The organism is Falsirhodobacter algicola (genome assembly GCF_018279165.1).
Classification (GTDB): Bacteria; Pseudomonadota; Alphaproteobacteria; order Rhodobacterales; family Rhodobacteraceae; genus Falsirhodobacter; species Falsirhodobacter algicola.
In genome coordinates this window covers 1,184,043-1,201,489 of sequence record NZ_CP047289.1, presented here as the reverse complement: position 1 = coordinate 1,201,489, position 17,447 = coordinate 1,184,043, and the positions used below count along the sequence as shown (strand labels likewise).

16 protein-coding genes and 1 other RNA gene are annotated in these 17,447 nt (G+C 66.6%); 8 read left to right on the top strand and 9 right to left on the bottom strand.

From position 1 onward, the window contains the following. Positions 1-3 precede the first annotated feature (3 nt). The 3 genes from GR316_RS06015 to GR316_RS06005 form a co-directional block, all read right to left on the bottom strand. Positions 4-1,026 carry a hypothetical protein gene (locus GR316_RS06015; RefSeq protein WP_211783068.1) on the bottom strand — a complete coding sequence of 341 codons (1,023 nt, stop codon included), beginning with the start codon at positions 1,024-1,026 and terminating at the stop codon, positions 4-6. 12 nt (positions 1,027-1,038) lie between these two features. After that, entirely contained in the window at positions 1,039-1,638 is a 600-nt protein-coding gene (locus GR316_RS06010) for a thymidine kinase (RefSeq protein WP_211783067.1), read from the bottom strand. A 71-nt stretch (positions 1,639-1,709) separates the two neighbouring features. Next, complete coding sequence (locus GR316_RS06005; RefSeq protein WP_211783066.1) at positions 1,710-3,023, bottom strand: DEAD/DEAH box helicase; 1,314 nt, start codon at positions 3,021-3,023, stop codon at positions 1,710-1,712. A 213-nt stretch (positions 3,024-3,236) separates the two neighbouring features. Between GR316_RS06005 and purQ the strand changes: the two genes are divergently transcribed. The 7 genes from purQ to GR316_RS05970 all read left to right on the top strand — a co-directional run bounded on the left by purQ (position 3,237) and on the right by GR316_RS05970 (position 13,240). After that, positions 3,237-3,905: a phosphoribosylformylglycinamidine synthase subunit PurQ gene (purQ, locus tag GR316_RS06000; protein WP_211783065.1), complete on the top strand. Its 669-nt coding sequence runs from the start codon at positions 3,237-3,239 to the stop codon at positions 3,903-3,905. Positions 3,906-3,951: 46 nt separating this feature from the next. After that, positions 3,952-5,715 carry a sensor histidine kinase gene (locus GR316_RS05995; protein ID WP_211785123.1) on the top strand — a complete coding sequence of 588 codons (1,764 nt, stop codon included), beginning with the start codon at positions 3,952-3,954 and terminating at the stop codon, positions 5,713-5,715. A gap of 7 nt (positions 5,716-5,722) precedes the next feature. Then, complete coding sequence (locus GR316_RS05990) at positions 5,723-7,051, top strand: sigma-54-dependent transcriptional regulator (protein WP_211783064.1); 1,329 nt, start codon at positions 5,723-5,725, stop codon at positions 7,049-7,051. Positions 7,052-7,442: 391 nt separating this feature from the next. Next, the gene (locus GR316_RS05985; protein WP_211783063.1) at positions 7,443-9,875 is read left to right on the top strand and encodes an Rne/Rng family ribonuclease; all 2,433 of its coding nucleotides are present in this window, start codon (positions 7,443-7,445) and stop codon (positions 9,873-9,875) included. A gap of 109 nt (positions 9,876-9,984) precedes the next feature. Next, complete coding sequence (locus tag GR316_RS05980) at positions 9,985-10,731, top strand: cytochrome c biogenesis CcdA family protein (protein ID WP_211783062.1); 747 nt, start codon at positions 9,985-9,987, stop codon at positions 10,729-10,731. Beyond that, positions 10,731-11,897 carry a hypothetical protein gene (locus GR316_RS05975; RefSeq protein ID WP_211783061.1) on the top strand — a complete coding sequence of 389 codons (1,167 nt, stop codon included), beginning with the start codon at positions 10,731-10,733 and terminating at the stop codon, positions 11,895-11,897. The genes GR316_RS05980 and GR316_RS05975 overlap by 1 nt, the downstream gene beginning before the upstream one ends. Continuing rightward, positions 11,894-13,240 (top strand): cytochrome P450, encoded by a 1,347-nt coding sequence (locus tag GR316_RS05970; RefSeq protein WP_211783060.1) that lies wholly within the window; start codon positions 11,894-11,896, stop codon positions 13,238-13,240. Before GR316_RS05975 ends, GR316_RS05970 begins: the two co-directional genes overlap by 4 nt. Here the strand turns inward: GR316_RS05970 and GR316_RS05965 are convergent. From GR316_RS05965 to ssrA, 5 genes are all read right to left on the bottom strand, one after another. Continuing rightward, positions 13,225-13,440, bottom strand: coding sequence for a ribbon-helix-helix domain-containing protein (locus tag GR316_RS05965; RefSeq protein ID WP_211783059.1), 216 nt, complete (start codon positions 13,438-13,440; stop codon positions 13,225-13,227). The two genes, GR316_RS05970 and GR316_RS05965, sit on opposite strands and share 16 nt — an antisense overlap. Next, positions 13,427-13,600, bottom strand: a complete 174-nt coding sequence (locus tag GR316_RS05960; protein ID WP_211783058.1) for a DUF4169 family protein — start codon at positions 13,598-13,600, stop codon at positions 13,427-13,429. The genes GR316_RS05965 and GR316_RS05960 overlap by 14 nt, the downstream gene beginning before the upstream one ends. Beyond that, entirely contained in the window at positions 13,600-14,994 is a 1,395-nt protein-coding gene (gene fumC / locus GR316_RS05955; protein WP_211783057.1) for a class II fumarate hydratase, read from the bottom strand. Before fumC ends, GR316_RS05960 begins: the two co-directional genes overlap by 1 nt. Positions 14,995-15,056: 62 nt before the next feature. Next, positions 15,057-15,524, bottom strand: a complete 468-nt coding sequence (locus GR316_RS05950) for an SspB family protein (protein ID WP_211783056.1) — start codon at positions 15,522-15,524, stop codon at positions 15,057-15,059. Positions 15,525-15,584: 60 nt separating this feature from the next. Then, positions 15,585-15,938: a transfer-messenger RNA gene (gene ssrA, locus GR316_RS05945) on the bottom strand. 48 nt (positions 15,939-15,986) lie between these two features. On the opposite strand from ssrA, the gene GR316_RS05940 reads away from it, so the two are divergent. Then, entirely contained in the window at positions 15,987-16,319 is a 333-nt protein-coding gene (locus GR316_RS05940) for a DUF3140 domain-containing protein (protein ID WP_211783055.1), read from the top strand. Positions 16,320-16,350: 31 nt separating this feature from the next. Here GR316_RS05940 and GR316_RS05935 read toward each other — a convergent pair whose 3' ends face one another. Then, a complete protein-coding gene (locus GR316_RS05935) occupies positions 16,351-17,400 on the bottom strand; it encodes an ABC transporter substrate-binding protein (protein WP_211783054.1) in 1,050 nt (349 codons plus the stop codon). Positions 17,401-17,447: the final 47 nt, after the last annotated feature.

The window sequence follows — 17,447 nt, the reverse complement described above, 5'->3', positions numbered from 1 at the left end:
GGATCAGCCCCGGCAGATGGCCGAGAGGCTGATCCATTCGTTGTCGGGCAGAATGTCGCGCGGCGGGCCTTCGGGCCACGGATCGGCAGCGATCAGCGCCTCGGCATGGGCGGGGGCGGCGGCGCGGGCCCAAGGCGTCAGCGGCAGTTCGGCGGCGGTGAAGGCCGCCGTCAGCACCCCATCGGGCAGGGACGGCGGGTCCTCGGCGGCCAGCGCCTCGGCATAGCCGTCCAGCGCACGAGGCGGCAGATCGCCCGTCGTCAGCAGGCGCAGCGTCGCCAGTATCCCCGCATGTTCCAGCACGGGGCGCAGCGGGTCCTCCGCCTCGGCTTGCAGACGTTCCACCAGCGCGGCACCGGCCAATGGCGCGGGGCTGTCGAAATCTTCGACATAGCGGGCCGGGATCAGGATCTGGCTGTTGGGCAGATGCACCGGATGATCCAGCCCGTCGCGCACGATCAGCACCCGGATCGAGGCGGCGTTGAAGATGCGCGTCGACAGGCTTTCCGTCGCCGCCGTGCCCAGCGTGGTGGCGCAGGGCGTGCCGGTCAGGTGCACCATCTCGCTCAGTGCCATTTCACCGAGGCGCACGCGGGTTGCGTCGGGCACCACATCCAGCGTGTGCGACACCAGCGCCCCCGGCAGCGTCAGCGCCCCCGCCACCACGAGGGCGAACGTGCCGGCCAGCACCCAGTTGCGCAGCCGTCCGGGATGGGGGCGGGCGGCCTCCAACGCGCCGCGCACGGTGTCGAGCGCGGCGATCATGTAATCGTCCTCAACCTCCAGCGTCTCTTCGGCGGCGGCATCGGGGGAAAAGAGCGCCGGGCGCGTGCGCCCGTTCAGCCGCGTCACGGCGGGCAAGGACCAATGCGCCAGCGCCTGCCCACTGCCCGGATCGGACAAGATCAGCGAGGCGGCGCGGAACGACACGATCACCTCGCGCCGTGGCAGGTCCGGTCCCGGCTGCCACAGTCCCGGACATTCGAGCCGCGCGTATTTCTTCAGGGCCGTCTCATGTCGCTTCATCGTCGCGTCCGGTCAGTGGCTGGCGTCAACAGATGGATCTCCGACGGCGTCGCGCCAGTGCCGCCGACACAAGGAGACGTAGGATTCGTTGCCGCCGATCTGCACCTGCGCCCCTTCGCGCAGCGCGGCCCCGTCCGGCCCCAGCCGCACGACCATCGTCGCCTTGCGCCCGCAATGGCAGATGGTGCGGATTTCGCGCAGATCGTCGGCCAGCGCCAGAAGGGCCGCAGATCCCGGAAACAGCCGCCCCCGGAAATCGACACGCAGCCCATAGCACATGACGGGAATGCCCAGATCGTCGGCGATGCGCGCCAGTTGCCAGACCTGCATCTCGGTCAGGAACTGGGCCTCGTCGAGGAAGATGCAGGCGGGCGGGGCCGCATGGGCCTGCGCCACGACACGGTCGTACAAATCGCAGTCGGTGGTGAAACTCTCGGCCCCTTCGGCGATGCCGATGCGGCTGGCGATCACGCCCCGGCCCGCACGGTCGTCCAGCGCGGCGGTCAGCGTCATGACCTGCATCCCGCGTTCGCGGTAGTTATGCGCCGCCTGCAGCAGGAGCGTCGATTTCCCCGCATTCATGGTGGAGTAGTGGAAGTAGAGCTTCGCCATGCCCCATCCCTTAGCGCAGGGGGGCGCAGGGGGGAAGTGGCTCCCCCCCGTGCCGGGTCAGCGGTGCCGGATCAGCGGGCCGAACGGCGCGGCGCGGCGCTGCCGCCGGGTTTGCCCTGCGGGCGGGCGGCGCGCGGTTTGCCGGCGGGTTTGCCCGCAGCCGAGGGTTTGCCCCCTGCGGCGCTGCGCGGTTTGCCCTGCGGGCGGCCGCCGCGGTTCTGACCAGGCTTGGGCGCCGCGGCCACGGCATCTGCGGCCCAAGGGGCCCCGCCGATGACCGGGATCGCCTTTTTCAGCAGTTTTTCCACATCGCGGAACTCGCCCATCTCGGCCGGGGCGCAGAAGGCGATCGCGCGGCCTTCGGTGCCGGCGCGCGCCGTGCGGCCGATCCGGTGGACATAGTTCTCCGGGACGTTCGGCATGTCGTAGTTGTAGACATGCTTCACGCCCGGAATGTCGATGCCGCGCGCGGCGACGTCGGTGGCGACCAGCACCTCGACGGTACCGTCGCGGAACTCCTGCAACGTACGCTCACGCTGGTTCTGGCTTTTGTTGCCGTGGATGGAGCCAGCCTTGAAGCCCCATGTCACCAGCAGCTTCATCAGCTTTTCCGAACCGTGCTTGGTGCGGCCGAAGACGATCGAACGCTCGCCCGGATGTTCCTTCAGATAGCCTTCGAGCACTTTGGCCTTGTCGCCCTGCGGCGTGAAGTGGACGGCTTGCGTCACCTTGTCGGCGGGTTTGCCGGGGGGCGAGACCTGCACCTTCACCGGGTTGCGTAGATAGGTGGAGGCGAGCTCCTCGATGTCCTTGGGCATGGTGGCCGAGAACAGCATCGTCTGACGCTTCAGCGGGATGAACTTGGCGATCTTCCGCAGCGAATGGATGAAGCCCATATCCAGCATGTGGTCCGCCTCGTCGAGGACGAGATAGCCGCATTGGTCGAGGCGCACATCGCCGCGTTCCAGAAGGTCGATCAGACGGCCGGGGGTGGCCACCAGCACATCGGTGCCGCGCGCCAGCCGTTCGGCCTGCCGGTTGATGGAAGCGCCGCCGACGATGGTCGTGACCTTGGTCGGCGTACCCTTGGTGAAGACCGTCAGGTTGTCGGAGATCTGGCTGACCAGTTCGCGCGTCGGCGCAAGGATCAGAGCGCGCACGTTGCGCGGCCCGGCCGGGTGGTGAAGCTCCAGCAGGCGGTGCAGCAGCGGCAGGCCGAAGGCGGCCGTCTTGCCGGTGCCCGTCTGGGCAAGGCCCATCAGGTCCGCGCCGCGCATGATGTGCGGGATCGCTTGTTCCTGAATCGGCGTGGGCGTCGAAAGTTTGGTGTTGGCGAGAGCCTTCAGCAGCTTGTCGCTGAGGCCGAGATCGGCAAAAGTCGTCATGGTGGGATACCCCGATGTTGCGGTGGTGTCGGCAGGATTGCCGCGGGACCCCTGCGTGATCGTGGGAACCTGAATGACCGGGCCTTTGTCGGCTGCTCACGCGGCAGCGGCGGTCGGTTGTGGTGCAGATGGCCGCAACGGGCGCCGAAGTCAAGCCTCTGGCCTTGAGGGCGGTTCTGCGCTAAGGGGGCGCATCCCCAAGGAGGTCCCGCCATGAAAGCCGCCGTCATCACCTATCCGGGTTCCAACTGCGACCGCGATCTGGCCGTCGCCTTCCGCGATGCGGGGGCAGAGGTCGTGACGGTCTGGCACAAGGACACGGACCTGCCGGACGGTGTGGATGTGGTGGGTGTGCCGGGCGGTTTCTCGTTCGGCGACTATCTGCGCTGCGGCGCGATCGCGGCCCGTTCGCCCATCAGCACGGCGCTGGCGCGGCATGTGGAACGCGGCGGCTATGCCATCGGCATCTGCAACGGTTTTCAGGTTCTGACCGAAACGGGCCTGCTGCCGGGCGCGCTGATGCGCAATGCGGGGCTGAAATACATCTGCAAGCAAGTGCATCTGAAGGTGGAGACCACCGACAGCGCCTTCACCCGCGGTTATGCCGCCGGGGCCTCGATCACGGTGCCGATCGCGCATCACGATGGCAACTACACCGCCGATCCCGAAACGCTCGCCGCGCTGTCGGCCGAGGATCGGATCGCGTTCACCTATCTCGACAATCCCAACGGCGCGGTTCTGGACATCGCGGGCATCCTGTCGGCCAACCGCCGGGTGCTGGGCATGATGCCGCATCCCGAGCGTGCGATGGACTCCGCCCTCGGCAGCGCCGATGGCCGCCCGCTGTTCGATGCCCTGCTGGGCAGAATGGCGCTTGCCTGATCGAAGCCCGCTTGAGGGCGCCGTGGGCCGCGAATATCCTGCGCGCATGGTGAAACGCGATCAGCAGGACGAAGATGAAGGGACGCGCACGGGCATCTCTTGGCGGCTGAGGATCATCCTCGCCGTCCTGACCGTCATCGCCATCACCACCGTCCTCGTCACCAACCGCTGGATGACCGAGCGGGCCACCGAAACGACGCGCAACCGCGCCGAGGTGCGCCTTGCGCTCTATTCGGGCAACATGCTGAACGAATTGCAGCGCACTTCGGTCGTGCCGCTGCTGCTGTCGCGCGATGCGGCGCTGATCGGGGCGCTGGCGTCGGACGAATACGCCTCCACCTCGCAGCGGCTGATCTCCTTCCAGACCGAGATCAGCGCGGCATCCATCTCGCTTCTGGACCGGGAGGGGCGGGTGGTCGGGGCCACGAACCGCAACCTTCTGGGCACCAATTACCGCGCCGAGCCGTTCTTCATCGACGCGATGCGCACGCGGGAGACGGTGTTCTCGGCCACGCAGCGCGCCGAAGGGGCCTTCGACTTCACCTATTCCCGCGCGGTGGTGCAGGACAATCAGGTGATGGGCGTCGTAGCCGTCGCCGTGGACCTGATGAAATACGAACGCAGTTGGGCCGGCCTTCAGGATGCGGTTCTGGTGACCGACAGCGAAGGCGTGGTCGTCCTGTCGACCGAGCCGCGCTGGCGCGGGCTGAAGATGGCCGAGGCGCTGTCGGTGCAGGACGCGCCCTCGGCGATCCGCCGGGCCTTCCAGCTGACGGCGGATTGGGCGCAGGACCCGCCCGACGCCTATCTGGGCGGCGAGGCGGTGCTGCGCACCGATGCGCGCGTGCCCTTCCGCGGCTGGCGCCTCGTCGCCTTCACCGCCTATGACAGCGTGCGCGAGCGGGTGAACGCCATCCTCGCGCTGGAGATCATGGGCTTTGCCATCCTCTTGGCGGCGACCTTCTACATGCTGTCGCGCCGGGCATGGTCGCAGAGTATGTCGTTCCAGCGCGAATCGGCGGAATTGCGGCTTCTGAACCAGCGCCTCCAGCGCGAGATCGCCGAGCGGGAGAAGGCGCAGAAGGACCTTGCCTCGGCCGAGGCGACGCTGGCGCAGTCCTCCAAGCTTGCCGCGCTGGGCGAGATGTCGGCCGCCGTCAGCCATGAATTGAACCAGCCGCTGGCGGCGATGAAGACCTACCTCGCCGGTGCGCGCCTTCTGCTGCAACGCAAGCGCGCGGATGAGGCGATGTCCTCGTTCCAACGGATCGACGATCTGATCGAACGCATGGGCGCGATCACGCGGCAGCTCAAATCCTATGCCCGCAAGGGCGGCGAGGCGTTCGAGCCGGTGGATGTGCGCCATTGCGTGTCCGGCGCGCTGTCGATGATGGAGCCGCAGTTGAAGGTGCGGGTGGTGCGCATCAACCGCCAGATCCCGCGCCGCCCCGTCATGGTCATGGCCGACCGGCTGCGGCTGGAGCAGGTGATCATCAACCTGCTGCGCAACGCGCTGGACGCGACCAAGGGCGTATCGGCCCCCCAGATCAACATCACCCTCGAGGAAGGCCGCACGGTCAGCCTGCGGGTGCATGACAACGGGCCGGGCATCGCCGATCTCTCCAGCCTGTTCGAGCCGTTCTACACGACGAAGAAGCCGGGCGAGGGCGTCGGATTGGGTCTCGCGATCTCGTCAGGGATCGTGAAGGACCTCGGTGGACGGCTCACCGCCACCAATGGTGAAGGGGGCGGGGCTGTTTTCGAGGTGCAGCTGCCCCTACTTCAGGACAAGTCAGAAGCAGCTGAGTGAGGATTGAATGGCTCGGGAGATGAAGGTCGCGATCGTGGACGACGAGGCCGACATGCGACAGTCGGTCAGCCAGTGGCTCGCGCTGTCGGGGTTCGACACCGAGACCTATGGCTCGGCCGAAGAGGCGTTGAAGGCGATCGGGCCGGATTATCCGGGCATCGTGGTCAGCGACATCCGCATGCCGGGCATGGACGGGATGGCGCTTTTGAAGCGGTTCATGTCGCTGGATTCGGGTCTGCCGGTCATCATGATCACCGGCCATGGCGATGTGCCCATGGCTGTGGAGGCGATGCGCCTCGGCGCGTTCGACTTCCTCGAGAAGCCGTTCAACCCCGACCGCATGACCGAACTGGCCAAGAAGGCGACGCAGGCGCGGCGGCTGACGCTGAACAACCGCGCGCTGCGCCGCGAATTGTCGGATGCGGGCGTGATCATGCAAAAGCTGATCGGCAGTTCGGCGGTGATGGAGCGGCTGCGCGAGGACATCCTCGATCTGGGTCAAGCCGACAGCCATGTGCTGATCGACGGCGAAACGGGCACGGGCAAGACGCTGGTCGCCCATGCGCTGCACGCCGTGGGGCCGCGCGCGGGCAAGAAGTTCGTCTCCATCTCCTGTGCGGCATGGTCGGAGGATCAGCTTCAGGCCAAGCTGTTCGGCCCGGTGGAGGAGGGGGGGCTGCCCCTCGTGGATGAGGCGCGGGGCGGCACGCTCTGCCTCGAGGATGTGGAGGCGCTGAGCCATCCGCTGCAGTCGCGGCTGCTGACGCTGATCAACGAACAGGGCGTTCCGCCCGAAACGCGGATCATCGCGATCTGCAACCAGCACGCCCCGGACAAGACGCTGGAGGATGTGCTGCGGTCGGACCTGTTCTACCGCCTTGGCGCGATGACGATCGTTCTGCCGCCGCTGCGCACGCGCGGCGAGGATATCCTGACGATGTTCACCCGCATGTCCGAACAATTCGCCGAGGAATACGGCTGCGAGGCGCCGCAGGTGACGGCGCAGGAGGCGGCCCAATTGCTGCAGGCCCCGTGGCCGGGCAATGTGCGCCAGTTGGTCAACATCGCCGAACGCGCGGTGCTGCAGAACCGCCGCGGCTCCGGCTCCATCGCGTCGCTGCTGATGGCCGATAACGAAGCCTCCGGCCCGGCGCTGACGACCGAAGGCAAGCCGCTGAAGGATTATGTCGAGGCGTTCGAACGGATGCTGATCGACAACACCATGCGGCGGCACAAAGGTTCGATCGTGGCCGTCATGGAAGAGCTGTGCCTGCCGCGCCGCACGCTGAACGAGAAGATGGCGAAGTACAGCCTGCAACGGGCCGACTACGTCTGAAACACGCGGCGCGGATGCCGATATCCGCGCCGCACGCCGGCAAAACAGCCATTGTGTTTTCCACAGACCTGCCGTTATGGTCGCAGGGCGCAGGTCTGTGACCGCGCAGCACAAGTTTCGCTGCCCGTGAGGGACCGCCGGGGAAGCCCGTCAGGCCAGTACAGGCAGCCGTCAAGGCCGCAAGGCCGCCGGAATCCCCGCTTAGGCGGGCATAGCACAGGGCGCAGCCGCGCCCGGGACAGAACCGCGATGGGCGCAGGAGTGATGACAGGTACAAGGTGGCGCGAAGGCGTCATGTCCTGTCCTCCGCGTGCCATGGCCCTTACAAGCCGCCACCCGCAGAACGCCCGCCCAGCCGGACGGGGCGCCTGTCGGGGCGCATTGGACGATAATGTCGAAGAAAATGCTTATCGATGCCACCCACCCGGAAGAAACCCGGGTCGTGGTGGTGGACGGAAACAAGGTCGAGGAATTCGACTTTGAGACCGTCAACAAACGTCAGATCGCCGGCAACATCTATCTGGCGAAAGTAACCCGGGTCGAGCCGTCGCTTCAGGCGGCCTTCGTCGATTACGGTGGAAACCGTCACGGCTTCCTCGCCTTCGCCGAGATCCACCCGGACTATTACCAGATCCCCGCAGCCGACCGCGAGGCGCTTCTAGCCGAGGAGCGCGCCGCCCGCGAGGACGAGGAGCGCAAGCGCGTCGAGACCGAGCCGGAAGAGACCGACGGTGCCGATGGCGAGACCTCCGGCGAGGATGACGACATCGAATCGGTCGCCGACGAGGATCTGACCGAAGAGATCAGCGCCCCGCGCAAGCCGCGTCAGCGCCGCTACAAGATTCAGGAAGTCGTGAAGGTGCGCCAGATCATGCTGGTGCAGGTCGTCAAGGAAGAGCGCGGCAACAAGGGCGCGGCGCTGACGACGTACCTGTCGCTGGCGGGCCGGTACTGCGTGCTGATGCCGAACACCGCGCGCGGGGGCGGCATTTCGCGCAAGATCACGCAAGCGGCCGACCGCAAGAAACTCAAAGAGATTGCGGGCGAGTTGGACGTGCCGGAAGGCGCGGGCCTGATCATCCGCACGGCCGGTGCCAAGCGCACCAAGCCGGAGATCCGCCGCGATTACGAATACCTCATGCGCCTGTGGGAGCAGATCCGCGAGCTGACGCTGAAATCCGTTGCGCCTGCTCCGATCTACGAAGAGGGCGATCTGATCAAGCGTTCGATCCGCGACCTCTTCAACCGCGACATCGAAGAGGTGCTGGTCGAGGGTGAGGCGGGCTACCGCAGCGCCAAGGAATTCATGCGCATGATCATGCCGAACCACGCCCGGCAGGTCATCCGCTATACCGACACGATGCCGCTTTTCGCGCGCTATCAGGTGGAAAGCTATCTCGGCGGGATGTTCAATCCGGTGGTGCAGCTGAAATCGGGCGGCTACATCGTGATCGGCGTCACCGAGGCGCTGGTCGCGGTCGATGTGAACTCCGGCCGTGCCACCAAGGAAGGCTCGATCGAGGAGACGGCGCTCAAGACCAACCTCGAGGCCGCCGAAGAGGTGGCCCGTCAACTGCGTCTGCGCGACCTTGCCGGTCTGATCGTGATCGACTTCATCGACATGGAAGAGCGTCGCAACAACGCCGCCGTCGAGAAGCGCCTGAAGGAAAAGCTGAAATCCGACCGCGCCCGCATTCAGGTGGGCCGCATCTCCGGTTTCGGCCTTCTGGAGATGAGCCGTCAGCGCCTGCATCCGGGCATGCTGGAATCCACGACGCAGCCCTGCGCGCATTGCCACGGCACGGGTCTGATCCGCTCCGATGACAGCCTCGCGTTGCAGATCCTGCGCCAGCTGGAGGAAGAGGGCACGCGCAAGCGGTCCAAGGAAGTGCTGCTGAAGGCCCCCGTGGCCGTCGTCAACTTCCTGATGAACGCCAAGCGCGAGCATATCGCCCAGATCGAAGCCCGCTATGGCATGGCCGTTCGGGTGGAAGCCGATCCGCATCTCGTCTCGCCCGATTACACGGTGGAGAAGTTCAAGACGGCGATGCGCGTCGTGCCGGAAGCGCCGCTCGTGGTGTCGGGCAATGCCTCGCTGATGGGTGATTTCGTCGAAGAGGACGAGGATCTTCCGATCGAGGAGGCCGAAGAGGTGGAGGTCGAAGCCGATACCGCCGCCGAGCCGGTCGAAACCTTCGCCGAAGAGGGCGATGCGCCGAAGAAGAAGCGCCGTCGTCGTCGTCGTCGTCGGGGCGGTGCGTCCGGCGATGCGGCCGAGACCGAGACCGACAGCGCGAGCGACGAGGATACGGCCGGGGGCGAGGACATTGCCCGCGACATCGCCGAAGCGCCCGTCGAGCCGCAGCCCGAACCGGCGGTTGCCGAAGTGATCGAGCCTGCGTCCGAACCGGCCGTGGCCGAGGATGCGCCGGTCGCGACCGAAGAAGCTCCGAAGCCCAAGCGCACCCGCAGCCGGACCGCGCGCAAGCCGGTCGAAGCCGCAGAGGCCGCTCCGGCCGCCGACGAGGCCGCGACGGAAGACGCGCCGAAGCCGAAGCGCACCCGCACGCGCAAGAAGGCCGAGGCCCCGGCGGAAGCGCCCGCCGAAGCCGCCGCCGAGGATGCGCCGAAGCCCAAGCGCACCCGCACCCGCAAGAAGGCCGAAGCCCCGACCGAGGAGGCCGCGCCCGCGCCGGCCAAGCCTGCGGCGAAACCGGCCGCGAAAAAGGCCGCGGCCCCGGCACCGGCCCCCGAACCCGCCGAATCGGAGGCTTCTGCCGAAGACGATGGCAAGCCGCGCCGTCGCGGCTGGTGGGCCAGATAATCGAAAGGGCGCCTTCGGGCGCCCTTTTCCTTTGCCAAACGGCTTTGTGACGGCTTGATGCTGTGCCTCGAACCGGCAAGATGCTAGGCAGGTGCGGAAAGGGGGCAGCATGGCCGGTTTCGATCTTCTGGACGCGGGGCTTCTCTCGGCCCTCTCCATCGCGCTGGCGGCGGGGGTGCTGAGCTTCCTGTCCCCCTGCGTCCTGCCCATCGTGCCGCCCTATCTGGCCTATATGGGCGGGATCAGCATGACCGAGATGCGCGCCGATGCGCGCCGCCATGTGCTGCTTCCGGCGATCTTCTTCGTGCTTGGCCTCTCCACGGTATTCTTGTTTCTAGGCTTCGCGGCCTCGGCGCTCGGGGCGATGCTGCTTCAGTGGCAAGGGGTGATGATGCGCGTCTCGGGCGCGGTGGTCATCCTCTTCGGCCTGCATTTCCTTGGCCTCTTCCGCATCTCCATCCTTGACCGCGATACGCGGCTGGATGCGGGGGATCGCGGCGGCTCGGCGATGGGGGCCTATGTGCTGGGGCTGGCCTTCGCCTTCGGCTGGACGCCCTGCATCGGCCCGCAACTGGGCGCGATCCTGTCGCTTGCGGCGTCCGAGGGCAATGTGGGCCGCGGCGTCGCGCTGCTGGCGGTCTATGCCGCGGGGCTGGGTGTGCCCTTCCTGCTGGCTGCGCTCTTTATCGACCGGGCGGTGGGCGTGCTGAACCGGCTGAAGCCGTGGATGCGCACGATCGAACGGGTGATGGGCCTTCTTTTGATCGGCGTCGGCCTTGCGCTGGTGACGGGTGCCTTCTCTGCCTTCTCCTTCTTCCTGCTGGAGAATGTGCCAGTGCTCGGATCGCTCGGCTGATGGCGGGGCCCTTCCGGCGCCGGGTCTTCTACATTCCGGGGTACGACCCCTATCCGCCGCGCCGTTACCGCGAAATCTATCGCCGCGAAGGGGCGCGTCAGGCGGGCATCTCCGGCTATGGGCTGCATGTGCGCGCGCAGGGGCAGAAGTGGCATGTGCTGGCCGATATGGACGGCGCCGCCGAGACGGAGGTGGAGGTGCTGGTCTGGTCCGACATCGTGCAGACCTCCATGCAGGGCGGGGTGCGGGCGACCTATGCGCAGATGCTGCGCACGGCGTGGATCTATCTCCGCTCGGGCGCGCTGCGGGCGTTGTGGGGCGTGGCGCGGCCGCCGCTGCGGGCCGCGATGTATCCGGTGGCGGTGCTTCTGGCGCAGCTTCTCGTGGCGCTGCTGCCGATGGTGTTGGCGCTGTGGCTGCTGCCGATCTGGGCCGCGCTGCCACTGGGGGCGCTGGCGCTGGCGGGGATCCTGCGGCTGTTCCGCCGCCACGACAACCGCTTTCTCGCCTATTATCTGATGCATGACTACGCCTTCACGGCGGCATGGCAGGGGGCCAATCCCCCCGAGCTGGAGGAACGGCTCGATCAGTTCCGCGCCAAGATCGCCGAGGCCTTGGAAAGCGGCGTCGACGAGGTGCTAGTGGTCGGCCATTCCTCGGGGGCGCATCTGGGGGTGTCGATCCTTGCGGATCTGCTGCGGGGCCGGGGGGATGCGCCGCAGGTGCCGCTGGGGCTGCTGACGCTGGGCCATGTCGTGCCGATGGTGTCCTTCCTGCCCGAGGCCGGGCGGCTGCGGCGCGATCTGCACGATCTGTCGCGCGAGGCGCGTCTGACATGGATCGACGTCACCGCGCCGGGCGATCCCTGCACCTTCGCGCTGTGCGATCCGGTCGGGGTGTCGGGCGTGGCCCCTGCGGATCAGCGCTGGCCCTGCATCCTGTCCGCCGCCTTTTCGCGCCATATGGCGCCCGAGCGGTGGCGCGCCCTGCGCTGGCGGTTCTTCCAGCTGCATTTCCAATATCTCCACGCGTTCGAGCAGCCGGGCATCTACGATTATTTCGCCATCACGGCGGGGCCGATGACGCTGGCCCAGCGTTTCGCGGGGCGGGCCTCGTCGCCGCAGGCGCGGCGGGCCGCGATGTCGCCGCATCGGGGCATGTCATGATCCCGCCAAAGCCCGAGGCTCGGCCCGGATCGGTTTCGCTGTTGCGGCTGGCGCGGCTGTTCCGGCGCGATCTCCTGTCTGCCCTGCCGCAGAAGCTCTACCGCGCGCGTATGGCGGAGTTTCGGACGCCCTTCTTTCGCAGCTTTCTGTGCAACGACCCCCCGCTGATCCGCCGCGTTCTGGAGGAGCGGCCCGACGATTTCCCGAAATCGGACCGTATCCGCGAAGGGCTGGCACCGCTTCTTGGCAATTCGGTGTTCGTCACGAATGGCGAGGTGTGGAAACGTCAGCGCCGGATCATCGACCCGGCCTTTGCCGGGGGCCGCCTGCGCGAGGTGTTTCCCGCGATGTGGTCGGCCTGCGAGGCAGCGGTGGCCCGTCAGGCGGTCGGCACGGTGGAGATGGAGGCCCTGACCAGCCATGCGGCGGCGGATATGATCTTCCGCACGCTCTTCTCCCTCCCGATCGAGGATGAGGTGGCCCAAGAGGTGTTTCACCGCTTCCGCGATTATCAGCGCGCGCAGCCCATCGCCAATATCGGTGCGCTGGTGGCCCTGCCGCGCTGGATGCCGCGCTTTCATTCCCGGCGCACCCGTGCCGCCGCCCGCGACATCCGCCGCCTGATCGGCGATCTGACGCGGCGGCGCGCGGCGCTGATCGCGGCAGGGCAGGCGCCGGACGATCTGGCGACCAAGATCATGACCACCCCCGATCCGCTGACGGGCGCGCTCTTTTCGGCCGAGGAGATGGTGGATCAGGTCGCGATCTTCTTTCTGGCGGGGCATGAGACATCGGCCTCGGCGGCGGCATGGGCGCTCTATCTGCTGGCGACGCATCCCGAGGCGCAGGAACGGATCGCCGAAGAGGCCGCCGATCTCAAGCCGGATTTCGCGGCCCTTCGCCGTCTGCCCTTCACCCGCGATGTTTTCCGCGAGGCGCTGCGCCTCTACCCGCCGGTGCCGATGATGGTTCGCGAGAACCTTAGGGACGAGGATCTGCGCGGCCGCGCCGTTTCGCCGGGGGCGCAGATCGTACTGTCGCCTTGGCACCTGCACCGCCACGAACGGCTGTGGGAAAGGCCCGACGCCTTCGATCCGGACCGCTGGAAGACCGAGGCGGGCAAGGCGTCGGCCCGCGACGGCTACATGCCGTTTTCCTCGGGGCCGCGTGTCTGCACGGGGGCGGGGTTCGCGATGATGGAAGGGGTGCTGCTACTGGCGCATCTGGTGCGCCATTTCCGTTTCCTGCCGGGGGATGAGGTGCCGGTGCCCGTGGCGCATCTGACGGTGCGGGCGGCGGGCGGCATTCCTCTGCGGGTGGAGCGGCGTCAGCCCCGCGCCTGATACCAGCGCAGCACGAAGACCCGGATCGCGGAGGCGAGGTTCGCCGTCCCGCGCCCCTCGTCGACCTCGGCGGCAAGCTGGTTCAACGCCTTGCCCTCGGCGCCCGCGATGGCGCGGAAGGCGGCCCAGAACTCCGGCTCCAGCGTGACGGAGGTGCGGTGCCCGTGCAGCGTCAGCGAGTGCTTTTCAGGACCGTTCATGCCCGTCCAGATCGCGCCGGGCCTTTTCGGCCTCGGCCGTCTGGCGGTGGCGTTCGGCCTTGGTGCGGCCGAACTTCGCGGCATTGGCGTCCGCCTCCGCGCGCCGTTCGGCGCGATCCTTCGCCTTGCGGGCGGCGCGGAGGCTGACGACCTTTCCCATCAGCCCTTCGGGCCGATCATGTCCTCGGGGCGGACAACGCGGTCGAAGGTTTCGCCGTCGACGAGGCCGAGCGCGATCGCTTCCTCGCGCAGGGTGGTGCCGTTCTTATGCGCGGTCTTGGCCACCTTGGTCGCGTTGTCATAGCCGATCGTGGGTGCCAGCGCCGTGACCAGCATCAGCGATTCCTTCATCAGCTTGTCGATCCGCGCGGTGTTCGCCTGCGTGCCGACCACCATGTTGTCGGTGAACGAACCCGCCGCATCGCCCAAGAGCTGCATCGATTGCAGCACGTTGTAGGACATCATCGGGTTGTAGACGTTCAGCTCGAAATGGCCTTGGCTGCCGGCGAAGCCCACGGCGGCGTCGTTGCCCATGACATGGGCGCAGACCATGGTCAGCGCTTCGGCTTGCGTCGGGTTCACCTTGCCCGGCATGATCGAAGAGCCGGGCTCGTTCTCCGGCAGGATCAGCTCGCCAAGGCCCGAACGCGGGCCCGAACCCAGCAGGCGCAGGTCGTTCGCGATCTTGAAGAGCGAGGCCGCGACCGTCTTCAGCGCGCCCGAGAACATGACCATCGCATCATGCGCGGCCAGCGCCTCGAACTTGTTGGGGGCGGTCACGAAGGGCAGGCCCGTGATCTCGGCGATCTGGGCGGCGACGCGGCTGTCCCAGCCGACGCGGGTGTTCAGCCCGGTGCCGACGGCGGTGCCGCCCTGCGCCAGTTCGTAGATGTCGGGCAGGCAGGCCTTCACCCGCGCGATGCCCTTTTCCACTTGCTTGGCATAACCGCTGAATTCCTGCCCCAGCGTTAGCGGGGTGGCATCCTGCGTGTGGGTGCGGCCGATCTTGATGATGTCCGCGAATTCCTCGGACTTCGCGACCAGCGCGGCGTGCAGCTTCTCAAGGCCCGGGATCAGCGTGTCGCGGGCCATCATGCCGATGGCGACATGCATCGCCGTCGGGAAGGTGTCGTTGGAGGACTGGCCCATGTTGCAGTGATCGTTGGGGTGGACCGGCTTCTTGGAGCCCATCTCGCCGCCCAGCATTTCGATCGCGCGGTTGGAGATGACCTCGTTCGCGTTCATGTTGGACTGCGTGCCCGACCCGGTCTGCCAGACGACCAGCGGGAAGTTGTCGTCGAAGCGGCCTTCGATCACCTCGGTCGCGGCGGCGGCGATGGCATCGGCCAGTTCGGCGTCCATGTCGCCCTGCGCCTTGTTCACCAGCGCGCAGGCCTTCTTGATGACGCCGAGCGCGCGGATGATCGCGACGGGCTGCTTTTCCCAGCCGATGGGGAAGTTCTGAATGGAGCGCTGCGTCTGCGCGCCCCAGTACTTGTCGGCCGGAACTTCAAGCGGACCGAAGCTGTCGGTCTCGGTGCGGGTGGCGGTCATGGTGATCCTCCTGGTGTCTGGCCATGTGATAGGCCGGACAGCCGGGCAGATCAATCGGCTGCCTACTTGCGGAATTTGTCGAGGCTGACGATCTCGGCGTCGCCGCGCGGCGGTTCGGGCGGCAGATCGTCGTCCTCTGCGCCGGTATCGCCCTCGTCCTCATCCTCGTCGTCCTGCTCCTGCGTTTCGAAGCGCAGGCCAAATTCGACGGAGGGATCGACGAAGGTGCGGACGGCATCGAAGGGGATGATCAGCGGTTCGGGCTGATTGCCGAAATTCAGCGTGATGGTGAAACCGTCATCGGTCACGACGAGATTGTCGAACCAGTGCTGGATCACGACCGTCATCTCTTCGGGGTAACGGGCGCGCAGCCAGTCCGCCATCTCCACCTCGGGGTGGGTGGTGTCGAAGGTGATGAAGAAGTGGTGGTCCCCCGGCAGCCCGTTCTGTGCCACATCATCCAGAACGTTCTGGATCAGCGTCCGCATCGCGCGGTGCATCAGGGTGCCATAATCGATCGTGCGGGCCATACGCTCCTCCGTGTTGCGGCCAGCATAGGGGCAGAGCGGGGAAACGGGAAGGGGGGAGGAGGTGCAGGATTCTGTTGCCAGGCTCCTGCGGGCCCCGCCTTACGCGGCTAGGCGCAAGGGCTTAGGTTTCGATGTTCTAACTGCTTACGCAGCCAGAGCCATCGGAGCACGGTTGTCGTTGGCAACTGTACAATTCGGACCGATAACGGTGGTACCTCACCGAGCGAAAGCTGGCCTCTTTAGACGTTCGTCGATCCTATTTCGGCCCCCTCCGCCCCCAACGAGGGAGTGTTGGTGGAGCCGCCGGGTACCGCCCCCGGGTCCGATCCGCTTATTACAGGTGCGTTTATCGCCATAGTCCGAGCAAGCCCGAACAGTCCCGATATAGTCGGTCCCCCTCGGGGCGGCAAGCCCCGGAACCCGATCGCCATCCACGGGTTCCTCTGGCGGAAGGAGACCGCGATGAAATCCCATGACGAGATCTGGAGCGAATGGCAGGAGCTGGTGAACATGACACCGGCCGAATTGGAGAAATGGCTCGATACCGACCGCAGCGGTTCGGTCGGCGACACCCGCGGGCAGGGGGAGAGCACGGGCCACAAATCCGGTCAGCGCATCATCGAGATCAAGCGGACGAAGAAGGCGGACCTGTCGGACGAGGACTGGGCGCATATGGGCAAGGTCGTCGGCTATGTGAAGCGCCACCTTGCGCAGGGCGGCCCGGCCAAGGATACCGAGCACAGCGATTGGCGCTATTCGCTGATGAACTGGGGGCACGATCCCCTGAAATCGTGAGGCGCCCCGCAAAGGGCGCCCCGAGGCCGGATCAGAAGCCGGCCTTGATCTCTTCGAAGGTCTGCACCATGCGGTCGCGCAGCCGGTTGTCGATCGGTACCTGCGCCAGAAGCGTGGTGTCCACCGGATCGAGATAGGCCGCCTTCAGATCCTCGGGGGCGACCATGGCCATGCCGTCGGTGTTGGTATGGGCATAGCCGATATTGTCCACGAGCACTTGGGCCGATTCCGGCTTCAGCCAAGCGTTGATGAAATCATAGGCCTTGTCCTCGGAGCCGGGGCCGTTCTTGAAGTTCACATAGCCGCAGAAGAAGGACGACGCGCCCTCATCGGCCTGACGGTTGAAGGCGATGGGGAAGTTGTCCTGCTGCATCAGCGCGACACCGTCGTTCCACGACCATGCGACCTGCACCTGACCGCCCGCCATGAGCTGCGTGAGTTCGGCCGGGTCGGCCCAATAGGCGACGACGTTCGGATGCACGTCGCGCAGCCATTGGGCGGCGGCCTCGAATTCCTCATCGGTGGCCTTGGTCCAATCGGTCACGCCCGTCGCCAGATAGGCCAGCGCCCAGACGTCGTCGGTGTTGTCCGGCAGCGAGATGCGGCCCTGATATTTGGGGTTCTTGAAGACCTGAAGGCTTTGGACATCCTCGGCCGGGACGGTGTCGGGATTGTAGGCGATGGCGGTATAGGCATAGTCGGTCGGGATGAACCACACGCCCTGATCGTCGTGGAAGATCGGCGAATCGGTGAAGCGGGCGTCGATCTTGTCATAGGCCGGGATGCGCGAGACGTCCCACGGCTCGATCAGGCCGGCATCGCGGTATTTCGACACCATCTGCGAGCAGGGATGCCCGATATCGGCGCGGAAGCCCGAAGCCACCTTCTGGAACGCCTCGTCGTCGTCGCCGAACAGCGAATAGGTCGGCGCGTCGCCATGTTCGTCGATATAGTCCTGCACCAGATCGGGGATGTCGAAACCGGCCCAGTCGAGGTCGATCAGGTCGGGATCGGCGGCGAAGGCCGGAAGGCCGATCGCAATGGCCGAGACGGCGCCGAGAAGCGTCTTGAGCGGGGTCATGGGGTCCTCGTGTACAGGCGTGGAATGCTGGGGAATCCTATGCGCGG